Genomic DNA, 18,261 nt, shown 5'->3' on the forward strand with positions numbered 1-18,261 from the left:
GACAGAGGGGGGTGCCTCGCGCCGACCCTCTTTAACTGTCAGCAGTCTTCCGCACCCACATTGACCATGTACCAGGCCCTTCTAGATTGAGCCGCAGCAATCGGGAGAAGGCAACACGCCATGCAACTCTATCGCGGCCGGCTCATCGACCACCTTCATCTGGTGGTGCGCGACGTCAAGGCGAGCCGGCGTTTCTACGGCGCGGTGCTCGAGGTGCTGGGCGTCCCGATCGGCGGCGAGGCCGAGGATTACTTCTGGGCGGACGAACTGTTCGTTTCCAGCGCCGATAGCCGTGCGGCCCAGGGCGTGCTGACCGGCCGTCACCATCTCGCCTTCCAGGCCAAGGACCGCGCCATGGTCGACGCCTTCTACCAAGCGGGCCTCGCCGCCGGCGGCAAGGACAACGGCGCGCCGGGCGAGCGTCCCTACCACCCCGGCTACTACGCCGCCTTCCTGCTCGACCCCGACGGCAGCAACATCGAGGCGGTGTTTCATGGCGAGGCGAAGCGTAGTGCGGTGGAGGTGAGTTTTTAGCGCGGCGGCGGGCGCCGTTATCTCCCCCCTAGCGGCCCCTAGCTGGCGGGGGAGAAAGCGCGACGCACCACCCCCTAGGCTACTTGCTCGCCACCCCGTCGGAGCATCGGGGCTGGGCATCGACGGGCATGAGTTCGAAACCGGCGGCGATGAGTTGCAGCTTCGTTTTCTCGAAATGCCGCTTGGCGCCGCTGTCGATCGCGGCCGGTGCTATCCCGTCACCAATCCGGACGCCATCCGCGTCATCCGCGAGGCTGCCATGCTGGTGCCGATCCGCTAAAATCCATCGCTTGGCGGGTGCCTCGTGCAATGGCCACCAAGCGGAAGCTATTCCTTCACCGCGCCCGTCATCGAGGAGACGTAGTGCTCGACGAAGAACGAATAAAGCACCACCACCGGCAGCGAGCCGATCAGCGCGCCTGCCATCAGCGCTCCCCATTCATAGACGTCCGAGCGGACGAGCTCGGTGAGCACGCCGACCGGAACCGTCTTCTTCTCCGACGACTGGATGAAGGTCAGCGCGTAGATGAATTCGTTCCAGGACAGCGTGAAGGCGAATATGCCGGCCGAGATCAGACCGGGCACCGAAAGCGGCAGCACGATCTTGGTCAGGATCTGCCAGCGGGTGGCGCCGTCGATCAGCGCGCATTCCTCCAATTCGAAGGGGATCGAACGGAAGTAGCCCATCAACAGCCAGGTGCAGAACGGGATCAGGAAGGTCGGGTAGGTGAGGATCAGCGCGAAGGGCGTGTCGTAGAGACCGAGGTTGAACACCATCACCGACAGCGGGATGAACAGGATCGAGGGCGGCACCAGATAGGCGAGGAAGACGGCAAGGCCGACCTGCCGGGCGCCGGAAAACCGCAGCCGCTCGATCGCGTAGGCGGCGAGCACCGCAGCCGCCAGCGACAGGAAGGTGGCCGCCGTCGATATGATCACCGTGTTGAGCAGCCAGCCGGGGTAGGAGGTCTCCAGGAGCAAATAGCGTATGTGCTCCAGCGTCGGATGCACGACCCAGAACGGATTGTAGTTCACATAATCGGTCATCTCGACATTGGGCTTAACCGCCGTGATCGTCATCCAATAGAATGGAAACAGCAGCACGATGAGAAACACCAGCAGCGGCAGATAGACCGTGACCACCCGGCGCGGCAGGCTCTGCAGGTAGCCCATGCCGCCTTCGTCGGTGTCCAGGCGCTCGACTTCTCTGATCGCGGCCATATCAGTCTCCGCCGCCTTGCTGCCACCTGCGCCGTTGCAGGCCGAAATAGCTGAACAGGATCGCCGCCAGCAGGAAGGGGATCATGGCGACCGCGATTGCCGCGCCTTCGCCGAGCTGGCCGCCGGCAATGCCGCGCTGGAAGGACAAGGTCGCCATCAGGTGGGTGGCGTTCACCGGCCCGCCGCGGGTCAGCACATAGATCAGCTGGAAATCGGTGAAGGTGAAGAGCACCGAGAAGGTCATGGTGATGGCGATGATGGGCGTCAAAAGCGGCAGCGTCACATGGCGAAACAACTGCCAGCGGCTGGCGCCGTCCAGCGTGGCGGCTTCATAGAGCGACTGTGGGATGGTCTGCAGGCCGGCAAGCAGCGTGATGGCGACGAACGGGATGCCGCGCCAGACATTGGCCGCGATGACGGAAGCGCGCGCGTTGGTCGGATCGCCGAGGAAGTTGATGCGGTGGTCGATCAGGCCCATCTGCTGCAGCGCCCAGGACAGGATCGAGAACTGCGAATCGTAGATCCACCAGAAGGCGATGGCCGACAGCACCGTCGGCACCACCCAGGGCAGCAGCACCACCGCGCGGAAGAACGACTTGAAGGGCAGCTTCTCGTTGAGGATGAGAGCCAGCCAGAGGCCGAGCACGAATTTCAGGATCGAAGCGCTGACCGTGTAGAGCACGGTGTTGAAGACCGACAGCCAGAACACGCTGTCGCTCCAGAGATATTCATAGTTCTCGACACCGATATAGATGCCGGGCCGGCCGATGCGTGTGTCGGTGAAGCCAAGCCAGACCCCGAGTCCCAGCGGATAGGTGAGAAAGACCAGGAGCAGCGCCGCCGCCGGCAGCATGAAGCCGAGACCAAGAGTGTTCCGGCTCTCGGCAAGTCGCGAAAGCATCGACGGACGCCGCTGAACGGCAACGGATGGCACGGCCATGGGCGCGAATTCCTCGCAAGATGCGGTGGAGTGGTGGTGGCCGCGTGGTCCTTCCGTGCCCCGGAAGATCCCGACGCGGCCACCCTTGCTTCAGGTGCCCGGCAGGATCAGACGCGATAATAGCGGTTGGCGCGCTTTTCGGCCTCTTCCATCGCCTCTTGCGGTGTCGCCTGTCCTGTCACCGCCTTGGCGAACATGTCGACCAGCACATAGTCGGCCATGGTCGCGGCCGAGGCATAGCCGAGCGGCCCGGCATAGCCGTTGGGTCGCAGCGTCGCCGAAGCTTTCGCGTAAGCGGCATTGTTCGGGTCGGCCTTCCACACCGGATTGTTGTCGAAAGCCTTCAGCGTCTGGCAGCAATAGCCGGCCGACGACGTGATCCAGTCCGACATCTGCGGGTCCTCGAACATGAACTGCAGATAGGCTTTGGCCGCGTTGGGGTAGGGCGTGTAGTTGAAGATGACGGCCGTGGTCACCTGGAACAGCTCGACCGATTTCCCGACCGGACCGATCGGCAGATTGGTGGTGCGGATGTCCTTGGCTATTTCGGCCAGCTTCGGGTCATTGTCCTTGTTGACCTTGGCGGTGTTGTAGGCCGAGATGCCGTTGGCGATCACGCTTATTTCGCCGGCCAGGAAGGCGCGGTTGTTGTTGACGTCGAGCCAGCTTTCCGTGCCGGGGATGAAGGTTTTGTAGAGCTCCTGCGCATACTGGATCGCCTTCAGCGTCTCGGGGCTGTTGATCGTCACCTTGCCGGCTTCGTCGACCATTTGGCCGCCATGGCTCCATAGCAGCCAATGCGCATAGTTGTTACCGTCGCCGACGCCGTGGCCATGGGTGAACCCGGCGGGATGGCCCTTTGCCTTGAGCGCCTTGCACAGCTCGAGGAAACCCGCCGTGTCCTTCGGGAATTCCGAGAAGCCGGCCTCCTTCACCCAGCTTTCGCGATAGACGATGGCGTTGCCGATGGTGGCGAGCGGCAGGCCGAGGAACTTGCCCTCGCGCGTCGCATACTGCTTCGGGCCGTCGTGCCAGCCGCCATATTTCTTGCCGAGATGGTCGCCGAGTTCGGTCACGTTGAGCAGCTTGTCGGGATATTGGTGCGGGTCGTCGAACCAGACGAACATCAGGTCGGGACCGGAGCCGACATTGGCGGCGACGGCCGCCTTGGGCCGGATGTCTTCCCAGCTCTCCTTGTCGACGCGCACCTCCACGCCGGTCGCCTCGGTGAACCGCTTCGTATTCTTCAGCCATTGGTCCTCGTCGCCCTGCACGAAAGGCGACCAGCGCAGCAGCCGGAGCTTGGCGCCTTCCTCCGGCTTGTAGGTCAGGCCCTCCTGGGCGAAGGCGCTCGAGCCGACGAAGCGGCTGCCCAAGGCCCCGGCGGCCGCGCCGGCGGTCGTGCGGATCACGTCGCGTCTGGTGAACTTCATGCTCGTCTCCTCCTGTGGGTTTCCTCGTTGCGTGGTCTATGGCGCCGCTTCGATCCGCTGGCCCGTTTCGCCGTGAAACAGATGAATGGGGCCGGGTTCCACCGACAGCCGGATGGTTTCTCCCGGCGCGAAGGAATGGCGTTCGCGGAAATTGGCGACGATATCCTCTCCGCCGGCCGTCCGGCCGATGATCTGCACTTCCGAGCCGGTCGGCTCGATCACCACCACGGTGACCGGAATGCCGTCCTCGGCCAGCCGCAGATGCTCAGGCCGAACGCCGAGCACGACGGCTTCGCCGTTGCCGATCGCGGGTGGTTTCGACAGAGGCACGGAGACGCCACCCGCGCCCCGGAACGACGACGGCGCGCCGTCATTGGCGAATGTGCCCTTGAGCAGGTTCATGGCCGGCGAGCCGATGAAGCTCGCGACGAAGAGGTTGTTCGGCCGGTCGTAGAGCTCGAGCGGCGGCCCGATCTGCTCGACGAGGCCGTCATGCATGACGACGATCTTGTCGGCCATGGTCATGGCCTCGATCTGATCGTGCGTGACATAGATCGTCGTCGTCTTCAGCCGCTGGTGCAGTTCCTTGATCTCGGCCCGCATCTGGACCCTCAGCTTGGCGTCAAGATTGCTGAGCGGCTCGTCGAACAGGAACACCTGCGGATTGCGCACGATCGCCCGGCCCATGGCGACGCGCTGCCGCTGGCCGCCCGAAAGCTGGCGTGGATAACGCGACAGAAGCGGCACCAGCCCGAGGATCTCGGCCGCCCGCTTCACCCCGGCATCGCTCTCCGCCTTGGCCACTCCCTTCAGCATGAGCGAGAACGCCATGTTCTCGGCAACGGTCATGTGCGGATAGAGCGCGTAGTTCTGGAAGACCATGGCCACGTCGCGCTCCTTCGGCGCAACATCGTTGACGACACGGCTGCCGATCGAAATATGGCCGCGGGAGATTTTTTCCAGCCCGGCAATCATCCGCAGAAGCGTCGATTTTCCGCATCCCGACGGCCCGACCAGCGTGACGAACTCGCCGTCCTCTATGTCGACGCTGACGCCGTGCAGGATCTGGGTGGCTCCGAACGACTTGTAGACATCGCCAATCGCGACAGACGCCATCGAACTCCTCCCGATGGTCCCTGCGGGTTTCGCGGGGAGCCGTTTCCAATCAAGGTGTGGCTGAAACGGATGCCGGCAAGCATCCACCACTGGCGTCGGCGACGTTTGCCCCAGCTCCCCCCGGGTCACGCGACTGTGAAACGGTAGCGCTACCAAACCCGCCTGTAAAGCTGCGGCGCATGCCCTTAGACTTTCGTCTCAAAGGACAAATGAGCCAGCCTGCCGTGAGCTAAGTCAATCCAGGGCCGTGCCGCGTGGCCGCCGATCAGTCGGTGAAGAGCGCTGAATGCGCATTAGCAAGTACTAAGGTGTAGATTTCAACCTAGCCGAGAAAGAGCCGACAGTGCCCGTTTCCGCGCAGACGGGATTGGCAGCTGTCCCATTCGAGATGCGGTAATGCTGATAGCGGTGCTTCCGGTGTGGCCCTGCTGCCACCGCGGGAAGGGCGCGGCCGCTCCTTGGCCGTGTTCACCCGCCGATCAGAAACGCCGCAATCAGCTTCTGCAAGTTCCCGCCCGGACCGAACTCGACCTTGTCGAAGTCGCGGCTGGCCCGGCGCTGCGCCTTGGAAAGCTGGTCGAGATAATTCGTCAGCTCCGCCCTGATCTTGGTGCAGCCGGGGTCGTCGGCAACGGTGAGGCCGGTGCTGAAGGCGACGATCTTGTCCACCATGTCGACGATGCCGGCGCCGTGGACCTTCTCGTGTGCGGCGAGGCCGTCGGCAAACGCGTCCCACCGCGCCTGCACGGCGGGGGCAAGTTTTGCGGCGGGCTTCGGCAACGTGTAGGTGATGATCAGCTTCGGGCGAGCGGTCTTCAGCACGCAGGCGTCGCCTTCAGTCTGATAATCGCGCTGCCAGGTCAGCTTGAAGTTGGTCTGCGCGATTGCCCGCCGCCCGTTACCGGCCGAGTCCCTGCCGATCACAGGGCCTTTCTCGCCGATCGAGACATAGAGCGCCTCCACGCTTTGTCCTGAGATCGCATAGGTCTCGACCTTCTCGCTCGGCTTCCATTGGGCGAGGGCGGGTGAGGAGAGGAGCAGGGCGGAAAGCAGCAAGACGGATTTCATGAGGACTCGGCAGAATTCCGGGACGAGCCTCCGTGCATAGCGGTTGTCGGGGTAAGAGCAAAGACCGCGCGGCGCTTTCTCCCACAAGGCGGAGACAACGCCGTCGGAACCCGCTCCACCCGTCCGCCGTTTCCTTGTCATCGTTCCGCCCCAGGGAGACAAGGATGACCCGCAACGAGATCATTTCCGTTCTTGGCCCTGTCGACGAGGCCGTCATCGCCGACGTCGCGCTCACCGGCGCCAGCCTCGAGGAATTGCGCGAGGCCTTCGCCTGGATCGGCGCCGACGAGGCGCTGATGAACGAGGGTCGCGCGATGCCGGGCGCCAGGGTAGCGCGGCTGATCGAGATTCTCGAACCGCCCGAGGACGAGGCCGAAGCGCCGAGCGGGACGGAGTAGAGCGCGAATCCTGATCTCCCCCCTTGAGGCCTGAGGGGTCGTCTCACGCAGATCGCCGACGTTGTATTCCTCCGCGCAACGCGCCGGCACTTCACGCGCAGCGATCGCTCCATCGCCGTCGGCGACATTTCCCGATAAGGAGCGAGATAAGACTCCGGCGCCTCGCTCGGCCATTCATCCGATTTCGCTCGGTGCACCCTGTCCCGCAAGTCTAGGTGATTCCCCTACTTGCTCCTCCGACACCTCGGGCATAGCTTCTTGCTGCCTTGGGGGAGGAGGCTGCCTTGGATACCAGTGTCGTCATTGTCGGCGCGGGACCGGCGGGGCTGGCTGTCGGGGCCTGCCTGAAGCGGGCCGGAGTCGATTTCATCATCCTCGAAAGGGCGAGCGAGCTGGCGCCGGCCTGGCGGCGGCATTACCGGCGGCTGCACCTGCACACGGTGAAGTCCTTCTCGTCACTCCCTTTCGTGCCGTTCCCGAAAAACCACCCACACTACGTGCCGCGTGAAAAAGTGGTCGCCTATCTCGATGCCTATGCCGCGCGTTTCAGCCTGGAGCCGCGCTTCGGCGTCACGGTGAAATCGATCCGCCGGGCGGGCGAAAAAATCGTGGTCGAGACCGATGCCGGGCCTTTCAACGCCCGCAAGATCGTCATCGCCACCGGCAACAACGCAGAGCCGATAACGCCGGCCTTTGCCGGCATCGAAACCTTCAAGGGAGAGGTGCTGCACAGCGCCGCCTACACCGAGGCCACGCCCTATACGGCCAAGAACGTGCTGGTCGTCGGCATGGGCAACACCGGCGCCGAGATCGCGCTCGATCTTGCCGAGAGCGGCGCGCATCCGACGATCTCGGTGCGCAAGGGCGTCCACATCGTGCCGCGCCAGCTCTTCGGCGTGCCGATCCAGATGGTTGGCATCGCCAGCCGGCCGATGCCGCGGGCGCTGAACGACTGGATGTTCCCGAAAATCCTCGACCTGGCGCTGGGCAGGCTGGAGCGATACGGCATCGTCAGGCCGAAGGAAGGCATCCTCAAGCAGATCGACGCCGGCCGCATTCCGGTCATCGATGTCGGAACTGTAGCAGCGATCAAGGCGGGCAGGATCGGCATTCTCCCCGATATCGTCAGCTTCACCGAGGACGGCGCAACATTCGCCGGCGGGCAGGAACAAAACTTCGACGCCGTAATCTTCGCCACGGGCTACCGTCCTGGCTATGACGGCATCCTGCCGGCGGAGCTGCGGCCGGGGAAGAGTGGAGTGAATCCACTCGCGACGGCGCTGGGTGTCTACCTCGTCGGCTTCTACAATCCGGTCACCGGCCTGCTGCGCGAGATCGGCATCGAGGCGCAGGCGGTGGCGAGGGATATCGCGGGGTGAGGCGTGGCGGAACTGCCGATCTCCCCCCTTGAGGGGCAGATGGTCGGAAGACCAGAGGGGGTCGCAGCGCCTTACGCGGTCCGCCACGAACACGACGCTGACGATTTACGGGAGACGACCCCGTCTGTCGCCTTCGGCGACATCTCCCCCTCAAGGGAGGAAATCAAGGCGCATAAATCGGGTGGCGCCCGCGCACGCCCCATGCGAAGCCAGCCTGGCCAAGGAGGGACGCACCCATGCTCACGCTCTACGATTATCTGCCCTCGCAAAATGCCTGGAAGGTTCGTGTCCTGCTTGGCCTGCTCGGCATCGCTTATGAAACCCGCATTGTCTCGATCTTCGAGGGCGAGAGCCGCACGGAAGCCTTCCTGAAGCTCAATCCGGCCGGCGCCGTTCCCGTGCTCGCCGTGGAGAATGGTGCGGCGATCGCCGAATCCAACGCCATCCTCGCTTGCGTCGCGGAGGGGACGCCCTACCTGCCGGCGGACCGGCTCGCGCGCGCCAAGGCCATGCAGTGGCTGTTCTTCGAGCAGTACTATGTCGAGCCGGTCATCGGCTCGCTGCGCTTCTGGTCGCTGACCGGGCGGCTGGACCGCAATCAGCCGATGGTGGCCGGCAAGCGTGAGGCGGGCGCCCGCGCGCTTGGCGCTCTCGAGCGCAGCCTGCAGGACACGCCGTTCCTTGTCGGCGGCTCGCTCACCATCGCCGACATCGCCGTCTATGCCTACGGCCATCGCGCCGAGGATTGCGGCTTTTCGCTTGCCGACTATCCGGCGGTCAGCGCCTGGATCGATCGGGTGAGCGGGACGATCGGCTCAGGCTATCCCGTGCATCCCTACAGCATCGACCCGCATTCGGGCGGTTGATGGGCACGAAACGGGGTGCCGCTTGTCAGGCCCCGGAATGATGTAGGGTGTTTCAAAAGTATTCATTAGCCATTTGAACTTACCGTCTCGTATTGTTTGTTTGCTATTGCCTGGTCGAAATTGGCGGAGCGCAATAGCGTGCAGGAAGACGACGCGAAGTCATCGGAACAATGGCGGAAGATTGCCCGCTATGCGGTGAGCTGCCCCAGCCCGCACAACACGCAGCCTTTCCGGCTCCGTATCCTAAACGATCGCGAGGCGGAGATCGTGTTCCTGCCGCGGCGTGGACTTTATGTGGCCGACCCGGAGGGTCGCTTCACTTGGCTCACCGCTGGCATCTTTGCCGAGATATGTTCAATCGCAGCGCATGGCCTGGGCTTCGAGCTCGACTGCGCAACCGACTTCTCTCCGATGTACAAGGGTGGCGACACCCAGACGCCCCAGGTCATATCGAGGCTGACGCTGCGCCCGGCGATCGCGCCGATTGCGGATTTCGATCCCCGGCTGATCCTCGACCGCCACACCTCCCGGCTTCCCTATGACGGTCGCGCGATCCCGCAGACGCTGCTTGGCGAGATGCAGGCCGAAGCCCTTCGAACCGGCCATCGCTTCGAGGCGCGCAACGACGCCGAGGCGATCGACTGGGTGATCGAGCTCAATCGCCAGGCGCTTTTCCACGACATGGAGAACGTGCCCATCCGCAAGGAACTGGTGCGGTGGCTGCGTTTCGGCACGCGCGAGGAAGACATCACCGGCGACGGCCTCTCGGCGCGCTGCCTCGGCTTCTCGGCGTTTCTGCTCAAAAGCTTCTTCACCAGGCCTGGCTTCTGGACCCTGCCCGGCATCAAGAGCCTCGTGGGCCTCATCTACGGCCGCAGCATGAAGGGCGTCGGCACCATCGGCTGGCTGCGCGGTCCTTACGTCACCATGGAGGACTGGTTTCGTGCCGGCACGACCATGTTCCGGCTGTGGCTCATCGTTACTCGCCATGGCTATTACTGGCAGCCTTATGGCTCGGTCATCACCTCAGACGAGGCGCGCACCAACATGATCGGCTATTTCAGGATGCCGGACGAAAAAGGAGGCGCCGACATGGTCTGGCTGCTGCTCCGGCTGGGCAAGAGCCAGCCGCCGCCGCTGAGCTACCGGCTCCCCTACGAGGACATCATCCTATGCGGCTGATCAAGCGGGCGGTACGGCCCTTCTTCCTTGCGCTTGTCGCGCTGGTCAACGTCGTCGAGCGGGCATTCGCGTCTTCGCGGTATGCTTACAAGATATTGCTCATTCCCGGCTTCGAGCGGCTGCGCTGGGGCATCGGCGCGTGGCGCGCCTGGGCGAATTTCTATCATGCCTACAGGCGGGTTCCGGCCTATCGAGACTATATCGACCGGCTCGGCGGCAAGCCCGAGATCATGCTCGATCATGTGACGAAGCCCGACCTCAGTTCGATTCCGGAGATGGACAAGGAATCCTACGTCAAGAAATATCCGCAGGAGGAACGTCTGCTGGATGGCAAGCTGCCGTCGATGGGCGTGATGGTCGACGAGTCCTCCGGCAGCAGCGGCATGCCGACCAGCTGGGTGCGCGGCAAGACCGAGCGGATGATCACCAAGCAGATGATGCAGATGACGTTCCTGCGCATCACCGGCGAGGACGAGACCCTGTTCATCCTCAATGCGTTCGCGCTCGGCGCGTGGGCGACAGGCATGAATGTGGCGATCTCGCTGACCGACACGACAATCCTGAAATCGACGGGGCCGAACCTCGATAAGATCGTCAACACCATAAACGAGTTCGGGCCGCGCTTCCGCTATGTTGTGATGGGCTATCCGCCGTTCCTGAAGACGCTGGTCGACGACCCGCGTTTGGACTGGTCGAAATATACCATCGATGCGGCCTTCGGCGGCGAAGGCGTCTCGGAGAGCCTCCGTGGCTATCTCTTGAAGAAATTCCGGCGTGTGATCGGCAGCTACGGCGCCTCCGATCTTGAGGTCAACCTGGCGCTCGAAAGCGAACTCACCATCAACCTGCGCCGCGCGCTGCTCGGCGACGAGCGGCTGCGCAAGGCCATCGTGCGGACGGAATACGGCGTCACGCCGATGATCTTCCAGTACAATCCGCTGGCCTACTACCTGGAGGAGAACGCCAGTGGCGAATTGGTGGCAACCATTTCTCGGCCTTACAACATCTCGCCCAAGATCCGCTATAACATCCACGATCGCGGCCACGTGCTGCGCTTCAGCGAGTTGAAGCGCATCCTGCGCGAAGCCGGGCATAGCAACATTTTGAAGAACAGCGGCCGTATCCTCGACCTGCCGCTTTTGTTCATCTACGGCCGCTCCGATATGTCGATCGAGTATTACGGAGCCAAGGTCACGCCGGACAGCCTGCGAGAGATCCTGTTCGGCCTCGACGTGCTGGCGCCGATACTGTCGACCTTTCGCCTCATTTCCTACGAAGACGCCGCGCACAACAAGCGCATGGAGGTGGCGGTCGAACTGGTGGAGGGCGCGACGCTGCCGTTTCCCGCCGAGATGTTGCAGGAGACGGTGTTCGAGAAGCTGGCCGCCATGAACGGCGATTTTCTCAACGCCTGGAAGCGGACGGCCACTGCCGACAACATGCCCGAGCTCAGGGTGTTCGCCTTCAACACCGGACCGTTCGAAGGCGGCCAACGCCGACTCAAGAACGAGTACGTCGCCTCGAACATCAAATACGACAAGCTTTGAGAGCCTGGCAGTCGTCGCCGGGCAGCTGTCTCGGCTGCCGGGTTCGTCGAAGCCGCACAGCGGTTTCATCGGCAAAGGACAAAACGACGTTGCGAGCCGCGCGATGATTCAAGGTCCGAGCCGCACCGGCGTCAGCAGTAAAGCGGCCTCGTCAGGCAGTGCACACCGCCGGTGGCCTTGGCGATCTCGGTCCCCTTGACTCGCTCGATGGTCACGCCTGCCGCCTGCTCCAGCGTTGCCTTGAGTTCTGCCGGCATGTCGAACGCGAGGTAGCGGCGGTTGCCCAGCGGCAGGAGGTTGCAGCGTTCATGGGCGATGGCGTCGGCCTTGTCGCAGCGCACGATTGAGCAACCGAGCGCTTCGGCATAGGCGAGCGGATTGACGGGGTTGAGCCGCCGATTCTCATCGATCAGGAAGCCGGCGCCGAACATGCCCGCGGCGGCCAGGATCACCTTGTTGGGCAGCACGGTGAAGCCGGTGTCGAGATGCAGCAACGCCGGATCGTGCGAGAGGCCGATGATGTAGTCGACATGGTCGGGGATGAGATCGAGCGCAAGTTTGATAGCTGCCGCCTTGGTCGTCCTGACGCCGAAGCCGACGAGCAGCACGCGGCGCCCGTCGAAGGTCACCGGAAGGACGTCGCCGCCTTCAAGATATTCGTCGTTCCCCAGATGCGTGAGCGGGGCCATGCCGAGCCGCTTCAGCGCATGGCTGACGATCCCGGCCTCGGCAGCCCGGCTGGGCAGAGCAGGGCGTGTGGGTATGAATTTCGTCGGCGCCCAAGGCAGGGTCACTGAACTGTCGCGCATGAAGATCAGATTGGGGTTGACGGATGACTCGGATCGGTACGGCACGTGATCGCCGAGCACGTCCTCGAGGTAGAGCGTCTCGACATGGTTCGCGACCAACGCGGCGAAGGTATCGTACTCGGCATAGAATTCCTCGACATGCGGCAGGTCGAGGAAGTTCAATTCGACCAGCCGCTCCTGCGATAGTGCCCTCAGCGATGAGCCATGCCGCGGATGGTGCATCAGGATGCGTCGCGGCGGGACATGGTACTCGGAAAAATCGTCGACGAGGGCGTGCACGTGAAACCTCTGGTTCCCTCGCGCGGAGGTTAGGGCCGATATCCTCACAAAAAGTTAGATTGGACGCCAGCATGCGGGCGTGTGACTCCCGAGATCACGGCTGAGCCGGAACAGAAGGCCCGGGGAGGGCGTTTGCCCAAGGCAGTGTGCTGGCTTCGTCGACGAACGGCGCCGGCAACTCCGGCCTGCTTTCCAGCAACCGACAATGGAGGCCAGGAATGGTTCGCACCGTCGCTATCGCAATCCTCGCTACCGGCATTGCCAGCCTGCCTGCTGTCGCGGCCGAGGAATGGTGGGTCGCCAGGGACGCCGTTTCGAAACAATGCGAGATCGTGCCGAAGAAGCCCGACGGAACGCTTGTCGTCGATCTGGGCAAGAAGAGATACGCCAGCGAGGCCGAGGCCAAGAAGGCGATGGCGGCGCTGGCGGATTGCAATAAGCAGTAGGATCGACCGAGTTGATCTCCCCCTCGAGGAGGGAGATTAGCTGAATGCCTACCGATCCACCATCGACATCGTCCGCTCGTTATAGCGCGGCCCCGATACCTTCTCAGGCGTCAGCGCCATGTCGAGCCCCAGCAACTCGGTGGCGTCGAGCTTGATGTCGGCGGCGGCGACATTCTCCTCCAGATAGGTCCGTCGCTTGGTGCCGGGGATCGGCACGATGTCGATGCCGAATTCCGGCCCCTTGGCCAGCAGCCAGGCGAGCGCCACCTGGCCGGGCTTGACCCCCTTGGCGACCGCAATCTCGCGGACCGTAGCGGCCGCGGCGACATTGGCGTCGAAATTTTCGCCCTGATAGCGCGGGTCGCCGCGCCGGAAATCGCCTTCGGGATAGTCTTCCGCCCGCTTCACGTCGCCGGCGAGAAAACCGCGGCCGAGCGGCGCGAACGGCACCAGGCCGATGCCCAGTTCCGCAAGCGCCGGGATGATGTCGGGCTCGAGATTGCGCTCCCACAGCGAATATTCGCTTTGTAGCGCCGAGACCGGGTGCACGGCATGGGCGCGGCGGATGTTGGAAACCCCCGCCTCCGACAGGCCGAAGAAGCGCACCTTGCCCTCCGCCACCAGCTCGCCGACCGCGCCCGCGACATCCTCCATCGGCACATCAGGGTCGACGCGGTGCTGGTAGAGCAGGTCGATGCGGTCGGTCGCGAGCCGCGTGAGCGAAGCCTCGACCACCTCGCGGATATGCTCCGGCCGGCTGTCGCGCCCGGTGCCATCCTGCTTGCCGTCGACGATGCGGAAGCCGAATTTTGTCGCGATCGTCACCTCGTCGCGCCGGCCCTTCAGCGCGCGTCCAAGCAGCTCCTCGTTGATGAAAGGCCCGTAGACCTCGGCCGTGTCGAGGAAGGTGCAGCCAAGCTCGATCGCCCGGTGGATCGTCGCGATCGACTCCGCTTCGTCGGCCGGGCCGTAGGATTGGCTCATGCCCATGCAGCCGAGGCCGATGGCCGACACGACGAGCCCCTGGCTGCCGAGTTTCTGCTTGCCGAGGCTCATTCATCTGTCTCCGGTAAGAAATTAGCGCCCGCGAAATTATAATGCCGGGACGCGATGCGTCCAGCGCGGCCTCAAGCCATCGGCAGCATTCGGCGCATGATCAGCGAGGCATGGCCGCCGACGCCATGTGCGGCCGGCCGGCGCTCGACCACCTCGAAGCCGTGCTTGCGGTAGAAGGCGATCGCCCGCTCATTGCCCTCGATCACCTCCAGGGCGATGCTTGGAATGCCGGCATGGGCCGCAAGCACCGCGTGCAAGAGGTCGACGGCGAGGCCGCTGCCGAACTCTTCCGGCTCGATATGCAGCCGGTCGAGCATGACATCGCCCCTCTCGTCCATCGCTGCCATCGCATAGCCGGCGATCGATCCGTCGGTCCGCTCGGCCACGAACGACATCTTGTTGTCGTCGCCGAGCTCTTCGGCGAGCTTGTCGGGCGCATGTTTTTCGTCGGAGAGCCGGGCCACGGTTTCCTCACCCATGATCGGCGAATAGGTCCGCCGCCAGGATCCTCCCAGCAGCCGCGAGACGGCTGGCAGATCGTTCTTCGTCATCGCCCGGATGTGAGACATGTGCTTCCCTCGTTGCACTCCAAGATAGGGCGCGGCGCTGGCGACAGCCAATCTTCCCCTTGTTGTGGCGGAGATGCCGGCAGAGCAGAGGGGGCGCTGTCCCGCCGACGCATCGTAGTTTCTTGTTGGGAGATCGATAGCAACAAAGCGGCGGCCCTTATTGGCTCAAACGCCTCGGTCCTTCCGGTGCCTCTCTGGTCTGGCCTGCCGGCCGTCTCGCCCGCTTGACGGGAGCTTGGCGCTCCGTCGCCCCGCCAAATTGACTCGCCCCCCGCTCTCATTCATCCTTAGAGACTGTTCAGCGCCAGCGTCTACAGAGTGAGCCATGGCCAGTCCCGTCGCCAGAGAAAAGTCCCGCCGCGCCGCGGTGAAGAAGGCGCTCGACCGCCACAAGGTCTACGTCACCGCGCAGAGCTTTTCCGGCGGCACCTACAGCGCCCGCGTGCTGGTCGACGGCGAGGCCTATTGGGTCGACGAATTCCGGCTGAGCCAGCTGCGGCAGGGTCTGACGCCGGCCGAGCTGGAATTGACGCCGGCGACCGACGATTGAGTGGAGTGCCTTCGTCATCCCAGGGCGGAGCAGGAGAGAAGCGACGTCGCGGAGACCCTGGGATCCACGCCGTGACCTGGACGCGTCACGACGGTCCAAGTTCTGCTCGGCTGCACTCGGCGGTAAAGGTCACGGCATGGATCCTCGGGTCAACCCCGAGGATGACGATCGCGCGGGCTCGGGGGCGCGAAGGATCGCGGCCCTTGCCACTGTCGGCTACGCGCTTCGGCACTTAACCCATGCCAGCTCCCCAACTCAAAACCTACCGCGCCAAGCGCGAATTCTCCCGCACCCCTGAACCCGCGGGCGGGCCGGAGGTCGGCGGCGGCAATCGCTTCGTCATCCACAAGCACCACGCCACCGCCGATCACTACGATCTGCGCCTCGAAGTCGGCGGCGTGCTGAAGAGCTGGGCGGTGCCGCGCGGGCCCTCGCTCAATCCGGCCGACAAGCGCCTCGCGGTCGAGACCGAGGATCATCCGATCGAATATATCGACTTCGAGGGCGTCATCCCCGAGGGCGAGTATGGCGGCGGGCCGATGATCGTCTGGGACACCGGCACCTGGGCGCCGATGGAGGATGTCGAAAAGAGCCTGCGCACCGGCGCCTTCAAGTTCCGCCTCGCCGGCCAGAAGCTCAATGGCGGCTGGATGCTGACCCGGCTGAAGCCCAAGCCCGGCGAGGACGAGAACAAGAAGAACTGGCTGCTTTTCAAGGAGCGCGATCTCGCCTCCGACTCCGAGCTCGACATTCTCGAAGCGCGGCCGGAAAGCGTCAAGTCCGGCCGGCGCATCGAGGAACTGGCAGCGCCGAGAAAGCCGCAGCGCCTGCCGCCGAAACCTGGCTCGCTGAAACCCGGCGCGCTGCCCGGCGCGGTCAAGGCAGACCCGCCAAGCCGCATCGAGCCGCAGCTCGCCGCGCAGGTGAGCGAGCCGCCCGGCGGCGAGGACACCGGCACGCTCTGGCTGCACGAGATCAAATTCGACGGCTACCGCACCATGGCGCATGTCGTGGACGGGAATGTGCGGCTGATCACCCGCGGCGGCCTCGACTGGACCAAGCGCTACGGCGACCTGCCGCAAGCCTTTTCGCGGCTGCCGGTCAGCCGGGCGATCATCGACGGCGAGATCATGGTGCTGGACGACAAGGGCATCTCGCGCTTCGCGCTGCTGCAGGACGCGCTGGCCCAGGGCGCCGGCTCGAAGCTGCATTTCTACGCCTTCGATCTCCTGCATCTCGATGGCTGGGACCTGCGCAGGGCGCCGCTGCAGAAGCGTAAGGCGCTGCTTGCCGAACTGCTCGCCGGCCAGGCGGCAAACTCCGCCATCCAGTACAGCGACCACGTCGAGGGCGATGGCCGCGGGCTTTACGACCAGGCCTCGGACCTTGGGCTGGAAGGCGTCGTCTCCAAGCGCGCCGATGCCATCTACATGAGCGGCCGAACCAAGAGCTGGACCAAGGTCAAGGCGCAAAAGACGGATGATTTCGTCATCGCCGGCTACACCGTTTCCGACCGGGCGGAAGGGCTTGCAGCGCTGGGCATGGCCGAGTTCGTCGACGGCGAATTGCACTATCGCGGCAAGGTCGGCACCGGCTTCGACCGCGACATGGCGACCGACCTGCTGACCCGGCTGGAGCGGCTGACCGCCGGCGCCACGCCGCCCGAAGGCGTGCCGCGCGAGATCATGCGCGAGATGCATTGGGTGAAGCCGCTGCTGTCGGCACGCGTCCGTTATTCGAACCGCACCGCCGACAATGCGATCCGCCACGGCGTCTTCCGCGGCCTGCGCGATGTCGGCGGCCTGACCACGCCGGTTGCGGTCAAGCGCAAGCGGCTGATCGCCGAGTCCGACCTCGCCACCATCTGGGTCACCAATCCGGAGCGGCGGCTGTTCGGCAAGACCGGGCCGACCAAGCTCGACATTGCCGTCTATTACGCGCTGGTCGGCGATTTCATGCTGCCGCACATCATCGGCCGCCCGGTGTCGCTGGTGCGCTGCCCGACGGGGCGGCCGCAGGACTGCTTCTTCCAGCGCCACGCCTTCACCGGCATGCCGCCTTCGGTGGCGGTGTTCGAGAGCGTCAGTTCGGAAGGCGAGACCAAGACCTACCTCTCGGTCGAGGACGCCAAGGGCTATCTGGCACTGGCGCAGTTCGGCGTCGTCGAGTTCCACACCTGGGGCACGCACCGCACCAAGCTCGACAGGCCCGACCAGATCGTCTTCGACCTCGACCCGGGCGAGGGGATTTCCTGGCGCGAGGTGGTCGAGGCGGCCGTCCACATCAAGGGCGGGCTGGAGAGCCTCGGCCTGGTGCCGTTTGCAAAGACGTCCGGCGGCAAGGGCATCCACATCACAGTGCCGGTGACGCGCAAGCAGAACTGGAAGAAACTGCACCAGGCCTCGAGCACCATTTCCACTTTGCTCGCGGCAAGCGCGCCCGACACTTTCGTCACCGTCATGGGCAAGGAAAACCGCAAGAAGCGCATTTTCATCGACTTCCACCGCAACGCCCGCGGCCACACCTCCGCCGCTCCCTATTCGCTGCGCGCCCGCACCAACCTGCCGGCATCGACCCCGATGAGTTGGACCGATCTGGAGGCTATCGACGCGCCCGAGGATCTGAACTACGCCTCGCTGCCGGGACTGTTGGAGACCTCGGGCGATCCCTGGGCGGAGATCGACGAGGCCGCCAGGGATTTGCCGGTGGTTGAGGGAAAGTAAACCGCAGGCGTTGGCGATCCGTCACACCCCCCTCTGTCCTGCCAGCGTTCGGTTTCCATCTCCATCGACGCTTCCTACAATTTGAATTATCCTCCGCGCCAACCGGCCCAAGAACACTTCGTCAGCAATTTGCATGTACCATCAA

Annotated in this window: 18 protein-coding genes; 10 read left to right on the top strand and 8 right to left on the bottom strand. The window is 64.1% G+C overall.

Annotation, left to right across the window (positions count from 1 at the left end; translation table 11 throughout):
- The first annotated feature begins 120 nt into the window (after window positions 1-120).
- Window positions 121-534, top strand: coding sequence for a VOC family protein (locus tag A9K66_RS08880; RefSeq protein WP_067322468.1), 414 nt, complete (start codon window positions 121-123; stop codon window positions 532-534).
- 154 nt (window positions 535-688) lie between these two features.
- Entirely contained in the window at window positions 689-814 is a 126-nt protein-coding gene (locus A9K66_RS31475) for a hypothetical protein (RefSeq protein WP_259979814.1), read from the top strand.
- A gap of 47 nt (window positions 815-861) precedes the next feature.
- On the opposite strand, the gene A9K66_RS08885 is transcribed toward A9K66_RS31475, so the two are convergent.
- From A9K66_RS08885 to A9K66_RS08905, 5 genes are all read right to left on the bottom strand, one after another.
- Entirely contained in the window at window positions 862-1,755 is an 894-nt protein-coding gene (locus tag A9K66_RS08885; protein WP_067001185.1) for a carbohydrate ABC transporter permease, read from the bottom strand.
- A 1-nt stretch (window position 1,756) separates the two neighbouring features.
- A complete protein-coding gene (locus A9K66_RS08890) occupies window positions 1,757-2,695 on the bottom strand; it encodes a sugar ABC transporter permease (RefSeq protein ID WP_067001186.1) in 939 nt (312 codons plus the stop codon).
- A gap of 107 nt (window positions 2,696-2,802) precedes the next feature.
- Complete coding sequence (locus A9K66_RS08895) at window positions 2,803-4,128, bottom strand: ABC transporter substrate-binding protein (RefSeq protein ID WP_067322471.1); 1,326 nt, start codon at window positions 4,126-4,128, stop codon at window positions 2,803-2,805.
- A 36-nt stretch (window positions 4,129-4,164) separates the two neighbouring features.
- Window positions 4,165-5,244 (bottom strand): sn-glycerol-3-phosphate ABC transporter ATP-binding protein UgpC, encoded by a 1,080-nt coding sequence (gene ugpC / locus A9K66_RS08900; protein WP_067001190.1) that lies wholly within the window; start codon window positions 5,242-5,244, stop codon window positions 4,165-4,167.
- Between the two features lie 468 nt (window positions 5,245-5,712).
- Window positions 5,713-6,312, bottom strand: a complete 600-nt coding sequence (locus A9K66_RS08905) for a DUF922 domain-containing protein (protein ID WP_067322475.1) — start codon at window positions 6,310-6,312, stop codon at window positions 5,713-5,715.
- Between the two features lie 164 nt (window positions 6,313-6,476).
- Between A9K66_RS08905 and A9K66_RS08910 the strand changes: the two genes are divergently transcribed.
- From A9K66_RS08910 to A9K66_RS08930, 5 genes are all read left to right on the top strand, one after another.
- A complete protein-coding gene (locus A9K66_RS08910) occupies window positions 6,477-6,710 on the top strand; it encodes a hypothetical protein (protein ID WP_067001193.1) in 234 nt (77 codons plus the stop codon).
- Between the two features lie 284 nt (window positions 6,711-6,994).
- Window positions 6,995-8,089: an NAD(P)/FAD-dependent oxidoreductase gene (locus A9K66_RS08915; protein ID WP_067322478.1), complete on the top strand. Its 1,095-nt coding sequence runs from the start codon at window positions 6,995-6,997 to the stop codon at window positions 8,087-8,089.
- A 236-nt stretch (window positions 8,090-8,325) separates the two neighbouring features.
- Complete coding sequence (locus A9K66_RS08920; protein WP_066998531.1) at window positions 8,326-8,955, top strand: glutathione S-transferase family protein; 630 nt, start codon at window positions 8,326-8,328, stop codon at window positions 8,953-8,955.
- A gap of 138 nt (window positions 8,956-9,093) precedes the next feature.
- Window positions 9,094-10,137 (top strand): hypothetical protein, encoded by a 1,044-nt coding sequence (locus A9K66_RS08925; protein WP_127242167.1) that lies wholly within the window; start codon window positions 9,094-9,096, stop codon window positions 10,135-10,137.
- Complete coding sequence (locus tag A9K66_RS08930) at window positions 10,128-11,684, top strand: hypothetical protein (protein ID WP_067322483.1); 1,557 nt, start codon at window positions 10,128-10,130, stop codon at window positions 11,682-11,684. Before A9K66_RS08925 ends, A9K66_RS08930 begins: the two co-directional genes overlap by 10 nt.
- Before the next feature lie 131 nt (window positions 11,685-11,815).
- Here the strand turns inward: A9K66_RS08930 and A9K66_RS08935 are convergent, their stop codons facing one another.
- Window positions 11,816-12,772, bottom strand: coding sequence for an arginine deiminase family protein (locus A9K66_RS08935; protein WP_067322487.1), 957 nt, complete (start codon window positions 12,770-12,772; stop codon window positions 11,816-11,818).
- A 218-nt stretch (window positions 12,773-12,990) separates the two neighbouring features.
- Here A9K66_RS08935 and A9K66_RS08940 point away from each other — a divergent pair, with 218 nt between their 5' ends.
- Window positions 12,991-13,218: a hypothetical protein gene (locus A9K66_RS08940; protein ID WP_067322490.1), complete on the top strand. Its 228-nt coding sequence runs from the start codon at window positions 12,991-12,993 to the stop codon at window positions 13,216-13,218.
- A gap of 48 nt (window positions 13,219-13,266) precedes the next feature.
- Here the strand turns inward: A9K66_RS08940 and A9K66_RS08945 are convergent, their stop codons facing one another.
- Both A9K66_RS08945 and A9K66_RS08950 read right to left on the bottom strand, forming a co-directional pair.
- Complete coding sequence (locus A9K66_RS08945) at window positions 13,267-14,274, bottom strand: aldo/keto reductase (RefSeq protein ID WP_067322493.1); 1,008 nt, start codon at window positions 14,272-14,274, stop codon at window positions 13,267-13,269.
- Window positions 14,275-14,345: 71 nt separating this feature from the next.
- A complete protein-coding gene (locus tag A9K66_RS08950) occupies window positions 14,346-14,843 on the bottom strand; it encodes an N-acetyltransferase (RefSeq protein ID WP_067322496.1) in 498 nt (165 codons plus the stop codon).
- A 325-nt stretch (window positions 14,844-15,168) separates the two neighbouring features.
- Between A9K66_RS08950 and A9K66_RS08955 the strand changes: the two genes are divergently transcribed.
- Together A9K66_RS08955 and ligD are read left to right on the top strand one after the other, a co-directional pair.
- Window positions 15,169-15,393 (top strand): hypothetical protein, encoded by a 225-nt coding sequence (locus tag A9K66_RS08955; RefSeq protein ID WP_067322499.1) that lies wholly within the window; start codon window positions 15,169-15,171, stop codon window positions 15,391-15,393.
- Window positions 15,394-15,632: 239 nt separating this feature from the next.
- On the top strand, window positions 15,633-18,116 hold the full coding sequence (gene ligD / locus A9K66_RS08960; protein WP_067322502.1) for a DNA ligase D: 2,484 nt from the start codon (window positions 15,633-15,635) through the stop codon (window positions 18,114-18,116).
- Window positions 18,117-18,261 lie beyond the last annotated feature (145 nt).

Origin of the sequence: Mesorhizobium sp. AA23 (assembly GCF_001672435.1) — a bacterium.
Taxonomy (GTDB): Bacteria; Pseudomonadota; Alphaproteobacteria; order Rhizobiales; family Rhizobiaceae; genus Mesorhizobium.